8 protein-coding genes, 1 tRNA gene and 1 rRNA gene are annotated in these 16,355 nt (G+C 70.6%); 2 read left to right on the top strand and 8 right to left on the bottom strand.

The features are described from left to right. Nucleotides 1-33: 33 nt before the first annotated feature. From pgsA to ACGFYQ_RS38245, 6 genes are all read right to left on the bottom strand, one after another. Complete coding sequence (pgsA, locus tag ACGFYQ_RS38270) at nucleotides 34-690, bottom strand: CDP-diacylglycerol--glycerol-3-phosphate 3-phosphatidyltransferase (RefSeq protein WP_393751372.1); 657 nt, start codon at nucleotides 688-690, stop codon at nucleotides 34-36. Beyond that, nucleotides 687-2,183: a 30S ribosomal protein S12 methylthiotransferase RimO gene (gene rimO / locus ACGFYQ_RS38265; protein ID WP_393751370.1), complete on the bottom strand. Its 1,497-nt coding sequence runs from the start codon at nucleotides 2,181-2,183 to the stop codon at nucleotides 687-689. Before rimO ends, pgsA begins: the two co-directional genes overlap by 4 nt. Nucleotides 2,184-2,320: 137 nt before the next feature. Next, nucleotides 2,321-3,217 (bottom strand): helix-turn-helix domain-containing protein, encoded by an 897-nt coding sequence (locus ACGFYQ_RS38260; protein WP_393751368.1) that lies wholly within the window; start codon nucleotides 3,215-3,217, stop codon nucleotides 2,321-2,323. A gap of 237 nt (nucleotides 3,218-3,454) precedes the next feature. Further along, complete coding sequence (locus ACGFYQ_RS38255; protein ID WP_393751366.1) at nucleotides 3,455-6,235, bottom strand: DNA translocase FtsK; 2,781 nt, start codon at nucleotides 6,233-6,235, stop codon at nucleotides 3,455-3,457. A 127-nt stretch (nucleotides 6,236-6,362) separates the two neighbouring features. Then, complete coding sequence (locus tag ACGFYQ_RS38250) at nucleotides 6,363-7,046, bottom strand: response regulator (protein WP_362391085.1); 684 nt, start codon at nucleotides 7,044-7,046, stop codon at nucleotides 6,363-6,365. Nucleotides 7,047-7,320: 274 nt separating this feature from the next. After that, nucleotides 7,321-12,861, bottom strand: coding sequence for a HAMP domain-containing protein (locus ACGFYQ_RS38245; protein ID WP_393751363.1), 5,541 nt, complete (start codon nucleotides 12,859-12,861; stop codon nucleotides 7,321-7,323). A gap of 166 nt (nucleotides 12,862-13,027) precedes the next feature. On the opposite strand from ACGFYQ_RS38245, the gene ACGFYQ_RS38240 reads away from it, so the two are divergent. Beyond that, complete coding sequence (locus tag ACGFYQ_RS38240) at nucleotides 13,028-15,610, top strand: SpoIIE family protein phosphatase (protein ID WP_393751361.1); 2,583 nt, start codon at nucleotides 13,028-13,030, stop codon at nucleotides 15,608-15,610. Nucleotides 15,611-15,657: 47 nt separating this feature from the next. Then, nucleotides 15,658-16,128 carry a hypothetical protein gene (locus ACGFYQ_RS38235; RefSeq protein WP_393751359.1) on the top strand — a complete coding sequence of 157 codons (471 nt, stop codon included), beginning with the start codon at nucleotides 15,658-15,660 and terminating at the stop codon, nucleotides 16,126-16,128. Between the two features lie 53 nt (nucleotides 16,129-16,181). Here the strand turns inward: ACGFYQ_RS38235 and ACGFYQ_RS38230 are convergent. Beyond that, a tRNA-Thr gene (locus tag ACGFYQ_RS38230) sits at nucleotides 16,182-16,257 on the bottom strand. Between the two features lie 5 nt (nucleotides 16,258-16,262). Next, a 5S ribosomal RNA gene (gene rrf, locus ACGFYQ_RS38225) occupies nucleotides 16,263-16,355 on the bottom strand; the annotation flags it as partial.

Here is a 16,355-nt window from a genome sequence, read left to right as displayed (position 1 = left end):
CTCAGCCACCGGAAGAATCCCCCGCCGCGTCCGTCACGTCGCGGCCCGCTCCGCGGCGAGGCCCTTGCGGCGCAGTACGACCGCCTGCCGGATGTAGTCCAAACCGGTGACGACGGTCAGCACCACGGCGAGCGCCATCACCCAGAAGCGCAAGGTCGCCAGCGGGCCGGTCAGCGCGAGCACGTACATGCCCACGGCCGTGCCCTGCGCCAGGGTCTTCAGCTTGCCGCCCCGGCTGGCCGGAATCACTCCGTAGCGGATCACCCAGAAACGCAGGAGCGTGATCCCGAGCTCCCGCCCGAGGATCACCCCGGTCACCCACCAGGGCAGGTCGCCCAGCCAGGAGAGGCAGATCAGCGCCGATCCCATGATCGCCTTGTCGGCGATGGGGTCGGCGATCTTGCCGAAGTCCGTGACCAGGTTGTACGTCCGGGCCAGGTGCCCGTCGAAGATGTCCGTGATCATGGCGACGGCGAACGCCGCCCAGGCCCAGGCCCGCCAGGCCGGGTCGTAGCCGCCCTCGGCGAGCAGCAGGAAGACGAAGCCCGGTACCAGCACGAGCCGGATCATCGTCAGGATGTTGGCGATGTTCCACAGGCTGGCCTGATTGACCGCCGCGGCTCCCAGCTTCGCGCCGGGCGCGGGCCGGCGGCCGGTCCCGCCCGCCGCAGATGCCGGGACTCCGGTCATCCGGCCGCCTCCTCAAATTCCGTGCCCAGGGGCTCGGCCACCAGATCCACACCCAGGGTGCCGACCACCTTCGCCGTGACGATACGCCCGGGCACCAGTCCCGTGCCGTCCGTGAAGACGACCTGGCCGTCGGTCTCGGGAGCCTGGTGGGCGGCGCGCCCGTAGGCACCCTCGCCGTCCTCCGCCTCGTCCAGCGGAACGACGGTCTCGACGAGTACCTCCAGGGTCTCCCCGATCCGCTCCTCCGCGCGCTGCGAGGTGAGCTCCTCGGCGAGCCGCTGCATGTGCGCGAGCCGCTCGGCGATGGTGTCCTCGTCCAGCTTGTGGTCGTAGGTGACGGCCTCGGTGCCGTCCTCGTCGGAGTAGCCGAACACGCCGATGGCGTCGAGGCGCGCGTGGGTGAGGAAACGCTCCAGCTCGGCGAAGTCCGACTCCTTCTCGCCGGGGAAGCCGACGATGAAGTTGGACCGGACGCCGGCCTGCGGGGCCTTGGAGCGGATGGTGTCCAGCAGCTCCAGGAACCGGTCGGTGTCACCGAAGCGGCGCATGGCGCGCAGCACGTCGGGGGCCGAGTGCTGGAAGGACAGGTCGAAGTACGGGACGACCTTCGGGGTCGAGGTCAGTACGTCGATCAGGCCGGGCCGCATCTCGGCCGGCTGGAGGTAGCTGACGCGGACGCGCTCGATGCCGTCCACCTCGGCCAGCTCCGGCAGCAGGGTCTCCAGCAGACGGATGTCGCCGAGGTCCTTGCCGTACGAGGTGTTGTTCTCGGAGACCAGCATGATCTCCTTGACGCCCTGCTCGGCGAGCCAGCGGGTCTCGCCCAGCACGTCGCTGGGGCGGCGGGAGATGAAGGAGCCGCGGAAGGACGGGATGGCGCAGAAGGAGCAGCGCCGGTCGCAGCCGGAGGCCAGCTTGACCGAGGCGACCGGGCTCTTGTCCAGGCGGCGGCGCAGGGGCGCGCGCGGCCCGGAGGCGGGGGCGAGGCCCTCGGGCAGGTCGGCCGGCGCCTCCGCCACGGGCTCCTGGGCGTGGCCGGGAAGTGCCACCTCGGCGTCCTGGCGCGCCGCCGGGCTGATCGGCAGCAGCTTGCGCCGGTCGCGCGGGGTGTGGGAGGCGTGGATGCCGCCGTTCAGGATGGTCTGGAGGCGGTCGGAGATGTCGGCGTAGTCGTCGAAACCGAGGACTCCGTCGGCCTCGGGGAGCGCTTCGGCGAGTTCCTTGCCGTAGCGCTCGGCCATACAGCCGACGGCGACCACGGCCTGGGTCTTGCCGTGATCCTTGAGATCATTGGCTTCCAGCAGGGCGTCTACGGAGTCCTTCTTGGCGGCTTCGACGAAGCCACAGGTGTTGACGACGGCCACGTCCGCATCGGCGGCGTCCTCGACGAGCTCCCAGCCATCCGCCGCCAAGCGGCCTGCGAGCTCCTCCGAGTCCACCTCGTTACGGGCGCAGCCAAGAGTGACAAGGGCGACGGTACGGCGTTCGGGCATGGACTCAAGACTACTTCGTCCCGGCGGCGGCCCCCGCCTCAAGTCCCCCTACAGCAAGATCCCCGGGGCCGGCGGCGGACACCGCACAGCACCCCGGGGATCCGGATCAAAGCGTTCCGCCCTAGGGCGGCCTCCGGTCAGCCCGCCTGGGGCTGACCCTGGAGGGGGTCTTCCTTCGTGTATGTGAGACGTTCCACCTGACCCGGCTGGAAGTCGTCCTTGATCTCCTTGCCGTTCACGAAGAGCTTCACGGCCCCGGCGTCGCCGAGCACGAGGTCGACGGACTCCTTGTCCGTGAAGGTCTTGGACTCACCCTGGACGAGGGTGCCGTCGAAGAGGAGCCGGCCGGTGGAGTCCTTCGCGGAGATCCAGCTCTCGCCGGTGTCGGCCGTCAGGACGACCGTGACGAGGTCCTTGGGCGCGGCGGCGATGGCGCTGTCGGAAGGCTCCGGCTTGGGCGCCTGCGGGGTCTGTGGGGGCTGGGCAACCGGCTTGCCGCCGGACTGCTTGGGCGCGGGCTTCGGGGCGACGGAACCTTCCGCCACCGGCTGCTTGGCCTTCTCGTCGCCGCCGCCGAAGGCGGTGAAGCCCACGAAGCCGATCACGGCGACGATGGCGGCGACCATCGCGGCGGTCCAGTTGGGCCGCTGCTTCTCGGGGCGGATCCGCTCGGCTTCGAACATCGGCGCGGCGGGGGTGGGTGCCGGCCGGCCCCCGTGGGCCGCGTCGTAGGCCTCGACCAGGGGTTCCGGATCGAGGTGTACGGCGCGGGCGAGCGTACGGATGTGGCCGCGGGCGTAGACATCGCCGCCGCAGCGCGTGAAGTCGTCCTCTTCGATCGCGTGCACGATCGGGATGCGCACGCGGGTGGTGGAACTGACCTCGTCGACGGTGAGCCCGGCGGCGATCCGGGCCTTCTTGAGGGCCGTCCCGATGGACGGTTCTTCGACGGAGCGTTCGACGATGCGGTCCTCGGACCGGTCGTCGGTCGAAGGCCGCTCTTCTTCGGGGGAGTTGGAGTTGCCGATGGACACAAGGGCGCCTTTCGAGCGTGTAGCCACCTGCTGGATGTCCAGTCTAGGGGGGTGACGAAAGGGTGGAGCAACCGGAGGATGCACTTCCTACGCCATCCGAATGGCGCGGAAGGGTCCCCTCCGGTGCGGCGGCCCCGCGCCCGGAACCGATCCCGTGCGACGTGCCGCCACCTTCCTTCAACTGGACGCAGGCCCAAGGGAAACGGTTGCCCGCGATTTCCTCAAAATTGCAGCGCCTCACGGTTGTACCTCCCCACGGATGACGGCGAGCACTCCGTCCAGCTCATCGGCCTTCAGCAGGACGTCGCGCGCCTTCGAACCCTCGCTCGGGCCGACGATCCCGCGCGATTCCATGAGGTCCATGAGCCGCCCGGCCTTGGCGAAGCCCACCCGCAGCTTGCGCTGGAGCATCGAGGTGGAGCCGAACTGGGTGGAGACGACCAGCTCCGCCGCCTGGCACAGCAGGTCCAGGTCGTCGCCGATGTCCTCGTCGATCTCCTTCTTCTGCTTCTGCCCGACCGTGACGTCGTCCCGGAAGACGGGCGCCATCTGGTCCTTGCAGTGCTGCACGATCCCGGCGATCTCGTCCTCGGTGACGAAGGCACCCTGCAGGCGGACCGGCTTGTTCGCCCCCATCGGCAGGAACAGCCCGTCGCCCTTCCCGATCAGCTTCTCCGCGCCCGGCTGGTCCAGGATGACCCGGCTGTCGGCGAGCGAGGAGGTGGCGAAGGCGAGGCGCGAGGGCACGTTCGCCTTGATCAGGCCGGTGACCACGTCGACCGACGGCCGCTGGGTCGCCAGCACCAGGTGGATGCCGGCCGCGCGGGCCAGCTGCGTGATGCGGACGATCGAGTCCTCGACGTCGCGCGGGGCCACCATCATCAGGTCGGCGAGCTCGTCGACGATCACCAGCAGGTACGGGTACGGGCTGAGCTCCCGCTCGCTGCCCGGCGGCAGTTTGATCTTGCCGTCCCGGATGGCCTGGTTGAAGTCGTCGATGTGCCGGTAGCCGAAGGCGGCCAGGTCGTCGTAGCGCAGGTCCATCTCGCGCACGACCCACTGGAGCGCCTCGGCGGCCCGCTTGGGGTTGGTGATGATCGGCGTGATCAGGTGCGGGATGCCCTCGTACGCCGTCAGCTCCACCCGCTTGGGGTCCACCAGCACCATCCGGACGTCCTCCGGGGTCGCGCGGACCATGACGGAGGTGATCAGGCAGTTGATGCAGGAGGACTTTCCGGAGCCGGTGGCTCCGGCCACCAGCACGTGCGGCATCTTGGCGAGGTTGGCCATGACGTAGCCGCCCTCGACGTCCTTGCCGAGCGCGACCAGCATCGGGTGGTCGTCCTCGGCCGCGTCCGCGAGCCGCAGGACGTCGCCCAGGTTGACCATCTCGCGGTCGGTGTTGGGGATCTCGATGCCGACCGCCGACTTGCCCGGGATCGGGCTGATGATCCGCACGTCCGGCGAGGCCACGGCGTAGGCGATGTTCTTGGCGAGCGCCGTGATCCGCTCCACCTTCACCGCCGGGCCCAGCTCCACCTCGTACCGGGTGACCGTCGGGCCCCGGGTGAAGCCGGTGACCTTCGCGTCGACCTTGAACTCCATGAAGACGTTGCTCAGCGAGGCGACCACGGCGTCGTTGGCCGCGCTGCGGGTCTTGCCCGGCCCGCCCCGCTCCAGCAGGTCCAGCGAGGGCAGGGCGTACGTGATGTCTCCGCGCAGCTGGAGCTGCTCGGCGCGCGGCGGCAGGGGCTGGGTCTGCGGCGGGGCCTTGGTCAGGTCCGGCACCGACAGCGTCCCGGAGGCCGCGGCGGTGGTGGCGTGCGGCTGACCGGCGGAGGCCGGAGCCTGCGGCGCGGCCGTGGACGGTACGGGGCGCTCCTCGCGCGCGGACGGCACGGGAGCGGTGTGCTCCCCGTCCTCCCGCGGGGCGGAGATCCCCTGGGTGAGGTCGGCGACGAGCGGGGAGGGCGGCAGCCCCCCGTAGACCACGCCGTCCAGCGCGGCGGCGGCGGCCGCGGCCACGTCGACGGCGTCCATCTCCCGGTCCATGGCCCGGCGGGACGGGGCCCGCTTCGGCCGGCGGCGCCGGGCGAGGGCTTCCTCCTCGGCGGCGTCCACCGGGTCGTCGGGGCCCGCGCCTGATCCGGTACGGGCCCGCCACTGCTCCGGGTCGTGCCGGTCGGCGGAGGCGCCCTCGGCCTCCCCGTAGCCCTCGTCGTACTCGTTCGGGGCGATGATCCCGAGCTTGATCCCGAGCCGCCGCAGCCGCTGCGGGATCGCGTTGACCGGGGTCGCGGTGACCACGAGCAGCCCGAAGACCGTGAGCAGCACCAGCATCGGCACGGCCAGCGGCGCGCCCATGGTGAAGATCAGCGGCTTGGAGGCGCCCCAGCCGATGAGCCCGCCCGCGTTCTGCATGGCCGTGGTGCCCTCGTCCCGGCCGGGCGCCCCGCAGGCGATGTGGACCAGGCCCAGGACCCCGATGACGAGGGCGGAGAGCCCGATGCCGATCCGGCCGTTGGCGTCGGTCTGCTCGGGATGGCGGATGAAACGCACCGCCATGACACCGAGCAGGATCGGCACGAGCAGATCCAGTCGTCCGAAGGCACCGGTGATCAGCATGGTCACCAGATCGCCGACGGGACCGCTCAGGTTCGACCAGGTTCCGGCGGCGACGATCAGCGCGAGGGCGAGCAGCAGCAGCGCGACGCCGTCCTTGCGGTGGGCCGGGTCGAGGTTCCTGGCACCCTGGCCGATCCCCCGGAAGATCGCACCGACCGCGTGCGCGCAGCCCAGCCAGAGGGCGCGCACCAGCCGCACCACGCCCCCGGTCGGGGACGGCGCGGGCTTGGGCGCGGCCTTCTTGGCGGGGGCGCGCCTGGCGGCGGCGGCCTTCTTCGCGGGAGGCTTGCGCACGGGAGCCGCCTTCTTCGCCGGCGCCGACGTACGGCCGGTGCGGCCCTTCGCGGTGCCCGCGGTGCTCTGGGAACCCTTGCCGGACGTACGTGAGGCCATGGGCCCGAGATTACCGGTGTCCACGGCGGTGGACACGCGTGCCCACGCCTTCACCCGTTCGTGTCGCCCGTCCCGTGGCCGTTCTGACGCACCACCAGACCTGACGCACCGCCAGACCGCTTGCCGCTCAGCCCTGCAGCGGCAGTACGGGCGCTCCCCCGCCGGTCCCGGGCTCCAGCGCGTCGAGCGCCCGGCGCAGTCCGGTCAGCTTGCGCTCCAGATGGGCCGCGGTCGCCACCACCGCCGCCTCGGCCGAGTCCTCGCCGAGCTGCTTGGTCAGCGCCTCGGCCTGCTCCTCGACCGCCGCGAGCCGCGCGGAGAGCTCGGCCAGCAGGCCGGCCGTCTCCTTGCTGCCGTCCACACCGTTCGAACCGCCGCCCTCCAGCTGGAGCCGCAACAGGGCCGCCTGCTCCCGCAGCTGGCAGTTCTTCGTGTACAGCTCCACGAAGACCGAGACCTTGGCCCGCAGCACCCACGGGTCGAAGGGCTTGGAGATGTAGTCCACCGCGCCCGCCGCGTAACCGCGGAAGGTGTGGTGCGGACCGTGGTTGATCGCGGTCAGGAAGATGATCGGGATGTCCCGGGTCCGCTCCCGCCGCTTGATGTGCGCGGCCGTCTCGAATCCGTCCATTCCCGGCATCTGCACATCCAGCAGGATGACCGCGAAATCGTCCGTCAGCAGCGCCTTGAGCGCTTCCTCCCCGGACGACGCCCGGACCAGTGTCTGATCGAGCGCGGAGAGGATGGCCTCCAGCGCCAGCAGATTCTCCGGCCGGTCGTCGACCAGGAGGATCTTGGCCTTCTGCACCATGCCCTGTCCTCCTCGCCCCGGCATGGGGCCTCCCCGGCTCCTGGCTCCGGCCTGTACGCCGGGCCCCGCCCCAGAGGACGGCATCCTTGCGCCGTCCGTCCTTGTGCCGGTCATCGTAGCCCCAGTCCCGAGATCGCCACACCCTGTCACCAAGATGTCACTGTGCACGAAGCAGAAACGTGGTGGGAGAGCAGAAGGTTCCCCGTTTACCGACCTCCCACACCGCCTCGGGCACGGTCAGTCAGCAATCGGAGTCGATCCGCTCACCCGGTGATCACTTCCCGCGCATCCACTGCTCCATCACCGACAGCAGATAGTCCGGGTCGACCGGCTTGGTCACGTAGTCGGAAGCACCGGAGTCGATCGCCTTCTCCCGGTCCCCCTTCATCGCCTTCGCCGTCAGCGCGATGATCGGCAGCCCCGCGAACTGCGGCATCCGCCGGATCGCGGAGGTCGTAGCGTAGCCGTCCATCTCCGGCATCATGATGTCCATCAGCACGACCGTCACGTCGTCGTGCTGCTCCAGGACCTCGATGCCCTCCCGCCCGTTCTCCGCGTACAGCACGGCCAGCCCGTGCTGCTCCAGCACGCTGGTCAGCGCGAAGACGTTGCGTACGTCGTCGTCCACGATGAGCACCTTCTCGCCGTGGAAGTCGTACGTCCGGGGCGCGGCCGGGAGCTCCGCCTCCGCGTTGCCCCAGGCGTCCTCGGCCCCCACCGCGCCCGGCTGCCCCGGGACCGCCGTACGGGGCTCCAGGTCGCTCAGCGACTTGCGCCGCCGCCGGAACAGCGCGGCTCCGCCCTGACCCTGCCCGGCCTGCTCCGAGCCCGGCAGACCCGCCCGCTCGGCCCGGGCCGGCTGAGCCTGAGCCGGAGCCATCGGTACGGGCGCCACCGGGGCCGCCGGCAGCGCGGGCCTGGCGTCCTCGGCCGGCCTGCGGTACAGCTCGGCCCGGCCGCCGCCGGGCGTGGGCGGCGCGTACCCCTGCGGGGGCAGCTCGCTCGGGTGCAGCGGCAGGTACAGCGTGAAGGTGGATCCGCGACCGGGCTCGCTGGCCGCGTGGATCTCCCCGCCCAGCAGCCGGGCGATCTCCCGGCTGATGGACAGGCCCAGGCCCGTACCCCCGTACTTGCGGCTGGTCGTCCCGTCGGCCTGCTTGAACGCCTCGAAGATCACCAGCATCTTGCTCGCCGCGATCCCGATCCCGGTGTCGGTCACCGAGAAGGCGATCAGGTCCGCGTCGGCCTCCCGCAGCGAACCGGCCTCCAGCAGCTGCTCGCGGATCGCCGTCGGCACATCGGCCCCGGCCGGCCGGATCACCAGCTCCACCGCCCCGGTGTCGGTGAACTTCACCGCGTTCGACAGCAGGTTGCGCAGCACCTGGAGCAGGCGCTGCTCGTCGGTGTGCAGCGTGGCCGGCAGCTCCGGGGAGACCCGTACCGAGAAGTCGAGCCCCTTCTCCGCGGTCAGCGGCCGGAAGGTCGCCTCCACGTAGTCCACGAGCTGGACCAGCGCGATCCGCGTCGGCGAGACGTCCATCTTGCCCGCCTCGACCTTCGACAGGTCCAGGATGTCGTTGATCAGCTGGAGCAGGTCCGAGCCCGCGCCGTGAATGGTCTCGGCGAACTCCACCTGCTTCGGGGAGAGGTTCTCGTCCGCGTTGTCGGCGAGCAGCTTGGCCAGGATCAGCAGCGAGTTGAGCGGGGTCCGCAGCTCGTGCGACATGTTCGCCAGGAACTCGGACTTGTAGCGCATCGAGACCGCGAGCTGCTCGGCGCGCTCCTCCAGGACCTGCCGGGCCTCCTCGATCTCGGTGTTCTTCACCTCGATGTCCCGGTTCTGCTGGGCCAGCAGCTCGGCCTTCTCCTCCAGCTCCGCGTTGGCGGCCTGGAGGGCCTTCTGCCGGTTCTCCAACTCGTCGGAGCGCTCGCGCAGCTGCTCGGTCATCTCCTGCGACTGCTTCAGCAGCATCTCCGTCTTGGAGTTGACGCTGATGGTGTTGACGCTCGTACCGATCATCTCGGCGATCTGGCTGAGGAAGTCCTTCTGGATCTGGGTGAAGGGCGTGAAGGACGCCAGCTCGATGACGCCGAGCACCTTCCCCTCGAAGAGGACCGGCAGCACGATCACGTGCGCGGGCGGCGCCTCACCGAGCCCCGAGGAGATCCTCAGGTAGCCGGGCGGGGTGTTCTCGACCAGGATCGTCCGCTTCTCCTCGGCGACGGTCCCGATCAGCCCCTCCCCGGGCCGGAAGGAAGTGGGCATCTGGCCTCCGGCGTACGCGTAACTCCCGCGCATCCGCAGCTCGTACGAGCCGTCCGCGCCGCCCTCCGTCCCGATCTCGTTGGTACCGCCGGCCGGCAGGGCCAGGAAGAACGCGCCGTGCTGCGCCGAGACCACCGGGGTGAGCTCGCTCATGATCAGCGAGGCCACGTCGTCGAGCTCCCGGCGCCCCTGCATCAGCGCGGAGATCCGGGCCAGGTTGCCCTTGAGCCAGTCCTGCTCCTTGTTGGCCAAGGTGGTGTCGCGCAGGTTGACGATCATCGTGTTGATGTTGTCCTGCAGGACCTGGATCTCGCCCGCCGCGTCCACGTCGACCTTCAGGCTCAGGTCGCCGCGGGTCACCGCGGTGGCCACGGCCGCGATCGCGCGCACCTGCCGGGTGAGGTTCCCGGCCATCTCGTTCACGGACTCCGTCAGGTCCCGCCAGGTGCCGTCGACGTCCCGGACGCGCGCCTGGCCGCCCAGGATGCCCTCCGTACCCACCTCGCGGGCCACCCGCGTCACCTGGTCCGCGAAGGAGGACAGCTGGTCGACCATCGTGTTGATCGTGGTCTTGAGCTCCAGGATCTCGCCACGGGCGTCGATGTCGATCTTCTTGGTCATGTCGCCCTTGGCGATGGCGGTCGTGACCATGGCGATCTGCCGCACCTGACCGGTGAGGTTCGAGGCCATGAAGTTCACCGAGTCGGTGAGGTCCTTCCACGTCCCCGACACACCCGGCACGTGCGCCTGGCCGCCGAGGCGGCCCTCCGTGCCCACCTCGCGGGCCACCCGCGTGACCTCGTCGGCGAAGGACGACAGGGTCTTCACCATCGTGTTCACGGTGTCGGCGAGCTGCGCGACCTCGCCGCGCGCCTCGACGGTGACCTTCTTCGTCAGGTCGCCGTTGGCGACGGCCGACGAGACCTGGGAGATGTTGCGCACCTGCGACGTCAGGTTGTTCGCCATCAGGTTGACGTTGTCGGTGAGGTCCTTCCAGATGCCCGTGACCCCGCGCACCCGGGCCTGACCGCCCAGGATGCCCTCGGAACCCACCTCGCGGGCCACTCGCGTCACCTGCTCGGCGAACGAGGACAGCTGGTCGACCATCGTGTTCACGGTGGTGACGAGTTCGAGGATCTCGCCCTTCGCGTCGACCGTGATCTTCTTCGAGAGGTCGCCCGTCGCGACCGCCGTCGTCACCTCGGCGATGTTGCGCACCTGCGACGTCAGGTTGTTCGCCATGAAGTTGACGGACTGGGTGAGGTCCTTCCAGGTGCCGGAGACACCCTTCACCTCCGCCTGACCGCCCAGGATGCCCTCGGTACCCACCTCGCGGGCGACCCTCGTCACCTGCTCCGCGAAGTTCGAGAGCTGGTCGACCATCGTGTTGAGGGTGTTCTTCAGCTCCAGGATCTCGCCCCGGGCGTCCACGTCGATCTTCTGCGACAGGTCACCGCGCGCCACCGCCGTGGCGACCTGCGCGATGTTGCGCACCTGCGAGGTCAGGTTCCCGGCCATGCCGTTCACCGAGTCCGTCAGGTCACGCCACACGCCGGCCACCCCCGGCACCTGCGCCTGGCCGCCGAGGCGGCCCTCCGTACCCACGTCCCGGGCCACCCGGGTCACCTGCTCGGCGAAGGCCGAGAGCTGGTCGACCATCGTGTTGATGGTGTTCTTCAGCTCCAGGATCTCGCCCCGGGCGTCCACGTCGATCTTCTGGGAGAGATCGCCGCGCGCTACCGCCGTCGTCACCTGGGCGATCTGGCGCACCTGGGAGGTCAGGTTCCCGGCCATGAAGTTGACGGAGTCGGTGAGCTCCTTCCAGGTGCCGGACACCCCCTCCACCCGGGCCTGGCCGCCGAGGCGGCCCTCCGTACCCACGTCCCGGGCCATCCGCGTGACCTGGTCGGCGAAGGACGACAGCTGGTCCACCATCGTGTTCACGGTGTTCTTCAGCTGGAGCATCTCGCCGGAGACGTCCACGGTGACCTTCTGCGACAGGTCGCCGTTGGCCACCGCCGTCGTCACCTGCGCGATGTTGCGGACCTGACCGGTGAGGTTGCGGAAGGCGGTGTTCACCGAGTCGGTGAGGTCCTTCCACGTCCCCGCCGCACCCGGCACCTGCGCCTGACCGCCCAGCTCGCCCTCGACGCCGACCTCACGGGCCACGCGCGTCACTTCCGCACCGAAGGACTGGAGCTGGTCCACCATCGTGTTGACGGTGTTCTTCAGCTCCAGCATCTCGCCGGCCACATCGACGGTGACCTTCTGCGACAGGTCGCCGTTGGCCACCGCCGTCGTCACCTGCGCGATGTCCCGCACCTGCGTGGTCAGGTTGCGGAAGACCGTGTTCACCGAGTCGGTGAGGTCCTTCCACGTCCCCGCCGCACCCGGCACCTGCGCCTGGCCGCCGAGCAGACCCTTCGCCCCGACCTCGCTGGCCACACGCGTGACCTCGTCCGCGAACGTACGCAGCGTCTCGGTCATCTGGTTGATCGTTTCGGCCAGCTGCGCGACCTCGCCGCGCGCGCTCACCCGGACCTTCTGCGACAGATCGCCGTTCGCGACCGCCGTCGTCACCTGCGCGATCCCGCGCACCTGGGCCGTCAGGTTCCCGGCCATGGTGTTGACGGAGTCGGTCAGGTCCTTCCACACACCCGCGACCCCGGGCACCTTCGCCTGGCCGCCCAGCTCACCCTCGGTACCCACCTCGCGGGCGACCCGGGTCACCTCGGAGGAGAAGGAGGACAGCTGGTCCACCATGGTGTTCACGGTGTTCTTCAGCTGGAGCATCTCGCCGGCCACGTGCACCGTGACCTTGCGCGAAAGATCGCCCTTGGCCACCGCCGTCGTGACGAGAGCGATATCACGCACCTGAGCGGTGAGCCGGTACGCCATCGTGTTGACGGAGTCGGTCAGATCCTTCCAGGAACCGGACATTCCGCGCACCTGGGCCTGACCGCCGAGCTTGCCCTCGGTACCCACCTCCAGCGCCACGCGCGTCACCTCGTCGGTGAACGCGGACAGCTGGTCGACCAGGTTGTTGACCGTACGCCCGACCTTCAGGAACTCCCCGCGCAGCGGATGCCCGGCCCCCTCCGGGGCCTGCGTCCGCAGGTCCATGCGCTGGTCCAGATCGCCCTCGGCCACCGCCGACAGCACCCGGCCCACCTCGGACACCGGCCGGGCGAGATCGTCCACCAGCTGGTTCGAGGCGTCGATCGCGGCCGCCCAGGAGCCCTCACAGGCACCTGTTTCCAGCCTTTCGCTCAGCTTGCCCTCGCGGCCCACCATCCGCCGTACCCGGGACAGCTCCCCGGTCAGGTGCAGATTGCGGTCGGCGACCTCGTTGTAGACGGCGGCGATCTCCGCCATCACGCCCTCGCCGGACACCGTCAGCCGCTTGCGGAAGTTTCCGTCCCGCATCGACACCAGGGCCGTGAGCAGCCGGTTCAGGGCGGCGGTATCGACCTCTGTCGTGCCGCTTCGCCGGGACCGCCCGCCCTTCGGCCGCGTTCCCGTACGCCGCACCGCTGCGCCAGACTCCACCGTGTCCCTCCCGAAAGGGTCGACCGCTGTTCCACCGGGCGTCGTGTGTGCCTGCCCGGCTCTTCAAGCCTGCCCAGTGTTTCACCCTGGCCGAACCCGGCCATAACACTTCGGCACCATCGCACACCGGCCGTACCCTGCGGGTGGATTCCCCGACGACGGCACCATGCCGACCGCGAAGGTAAGTAACCTGGCACCCGATGTCCAACCGCGTCGAAGGAGAATCGTGATCACGGCACGGGCGGCTGCCAGCTTCGATCCCCTCGGGCGCTCGGTCGCCGCTGCCCGCGCGTTCGTCCGCGACACCCTGCAGGGCTGGGGCTTCGCGGACATCGTCGACGACGCGGTGGTGCTCACCAGCGAGCTCGTCACCAACGCCGTGGTCCACGCCGGAACCCGGGCCGAGGTCCTGTGCCTGCGCGCCGAGGACGGCGTACGGGTCGAGGTCGCCGACCGGTACCCGGAGCGCGAGCTGCCCCTGCAGCACCCCGGCGAGCGCCCCTACGCCGACCCCGACCGCGAGAACGGCCGCGGCCTGATGCTGTGTGCCGCCCTCGCCACCCGCTGGGGCGTCGAGTACACCGCCACCCACAAACACGTGTGGTTCCGCCTCGACCTCCCAGACCGGCCGGTCGGTACCCGATCCGCGGGGCCCGTCGTCCCCGACCAGCTGCTCCCCCTCGCCGACAGCCGGGTCCGCGTCGCCGTCCTCCAGATCGACTCCGCCGACACCGTCTCGGCCTGGAACGAGGACGCCGAGCACATCTTCGGCTACCCCGCCGAGAAGGCCGTCGGCCGCCCGCTCGCCGAGCTCGCCGCCTGGCCCCAGACCCCCGGCACCGGCACCGGCGTCGCCGAGGCCCTGCGCCTGTCCCGCTGGGAGGGCAGCTACGGCATCCGCGGCGCCGACGGCCGCGTCATCCCCGTTTACGCCTCGCACCTGCGGGTACGCGATGCCCACGGGGAGCCCTCCATCGTCTGCCTCCTCGTCCACGACGACGAGCGAGCCCTGCTCCAGACCCCCGTACGGGTCCCCACCGACGGCGGTCAGCTCACCGAGCCCCGCCCCGCGGACCCCTTCGAGGTCTTCATCGGCTCGCCCGCCCCCGACGACCTCGACGGCCTCCTCCAGCGCACCGTCGAACGGGCCCGCGACCTCCTCGACGCCGACGCCGCCTTCCTGCTGCTGGCCACCGACGACGAAACCGAGCTGGAGGTCCGCGCGACCACCGGCCTGCCGTCCACCCGCCAGCGCTTCGCCCGCGTCCCCGTCGAGGCCGGCACCAGCCGGTACGGCTCCGCCCGCATGCCCGCTGTCCACGACGACCTGGCCGCCGTCCCCGGAGCCGTCCCGCTCCTGGAGTCCACCGGCATGCGCTCCGTCGTGACCGTGCCCCTCAAGGTCGAAGGCCGGCTCACGGGCTCCCTCGGTGTCGCCGCCGAGGTCCCCGGCCGGTACTCCAACGAGCAGGCCCTGCGCCTCCAGTTCGCCGCCGACCGCATCGCCCTCGCCGTCGAGTCCGCCCGCCTCGGCGAGCTGGAGCGCCTGCGCCGCGGCTCCCTCTCCTTCCTCGTCGAGGCCTCCGACCTGCTGGCGGGCACCCTGGACAGGGACCAGACGCTGGCCCTCATGGCCCAGATGACCGTCCCCACCCTCGCCACCTGGTGCGCCGTCTACACCATCGCCGACCAGTCCTCGGACCCGTACCTCTCCTACGTCCTCCACGAGGACGAGGAGCGCATCGACGGCCTCAAGGACCTGCTCTCCCGGGTCAGTCCGCCCGAGCCGGTCCGGGAGGCCGGCGCCCGCCCCTGGCCGGAGACGGCTCTCGCGGTCGGCGGTGAGACGGTGGTCCTCCCCCTCCTCGCCCGCAACCGCGTGATCGGCATGCTCACCCTCGGCAAGCCCAGCGAGGAGCACTTCCGCCAGGAGATCCTCGAACTCGCCGAGGACCTCTCCCGCCGCGCCGCCCTCGCCCTCGACAACGCCCGCCTGTACTCGGAGCGCACGGCCATCAGCCGCTCCCTCCAGCGCAGCCTGCTCCCGCCCGGCTCCCCCGCGATCCCCGGCATGGAGGTCGAGGTCATCTACCGCGCGGCCGGCGAGGGCAACGAGGTGGGCGGCGACTTCTACGACGTCTTCCCGATCCGCGACGGCGCGTACGGCTTCGCCATCGGCGACGTCTGCGGTACGGGCCCCGAGGCGGCCGCCGTCACCGGCCTGGCCCGCCACGCCCTGCGCCTCCTGGCCCGCGAGGGCCTCGGCGGCCCGGCGGTGCTGGAGCGGCTCAACGCGGCCATCCTCGACGAGGGCGCCCGCAGCCGCTTCCTGACCCTCCTCTACGGGGAACTCCACCCGCAGCCCGACGGCGGCGCCCTGATGAAGGTCGTCTGCGCCGGCCACCCGCTCCCGCTGCGCCTGCGCCCGAACGGCGAGGTCACCCCGGCCGCGGACCCGCAGCCCCTGCTGGGCGTGATCGACGACCTGGACCTCTACGAGCAGACCCTCACCCTGGACCCCGGCGACGTGCTCCTCTGCGTCACGGACGGCGTGACCGAGCGCCGCGAGGGCACCCGCATGCTCGGCGACGACGGCCTCGCGGAGGTCCTCACCACGTGCACGGGCCTCACCGCGGGCGCGGTCGCCTCGCGCGTCCTGCGCGCGGTGGAACGCTTCGCGGCCGAGCCCGCCTCCGACGACATGGCCATCCTCGCCTTCCGCGTCCCGCACCAGCGCGAGGGCGACTAGCCACCGGCCTCTGGCCACGGGGGGCACGGTGTGCTCAACTCACCACCGTGGACACAGCCTTGACCAGTGTGGTGGCCGTCGCAGGCACCTTGATCGGCTCCTTGAGCACCTACCTGTTCCAGCGCCGTACGGCGGAGCGCGCGGAGGCCGTGGCCCGCCGGGAACGGCTGCGCCAGGAGCGCCTCGCCGCGTACAGCGGCTACGCGGCGGCGGTCACGGATCTCAAACGCGCGAAGATCACCCTGTGGTTCCGCCAGCGACGCTCCCCGCGCGACGAAGAATCGCTGCTGGCGGCCCTCTTGGAGAGCGACCGCCTGGGAGCCGCGGCCGAAACAGCCGCGTTCCGCCTCCAGCTCGTGGCCGACGATCCGCAACTGCGCCGACTGATGGAGGCCGTATCCGCCAAGGTCGGTGAGATCACCCACGCGGAGGACCGCCAGGCGCTCATCGCGATCGAGTCCGAGTTCGAGCAGGCTGTACGCACGTTCATCAACGAGGCGGCCGGCCAGCTGCGGTGAAGGAAGCCGTGAACGCAAAAAGGCCCCCGCCAATAGGCGGGGGCCTTCTTTGTTGGAGCCCTTTAACGGAATCGAACCGTTGACCTTCTCCTTACCATGGAGACGCTCTACCGACTGAGCTAAAAGGGCGGGTTGTTCGGCGGCGTCCTACTCTCCCACAGGGTCCCCCCTGCAGTACCATCGGCGCTGAAAGGCTTAGCTTCCGGGTTCGGAATGTAACCGGGCGT

The sequence above is a fragment of the Streptomyces sp. NPDC048258 genome (assembly GCF_043201995.1).
GTDB lineage: Bacteria > Actinomycetota > Actinomycetes > Streptomycetales > Streptomycetaceae > Streptomyces.
This window is presented reverse-complemented; position numbering and strand designations above follow the sequence as displayed.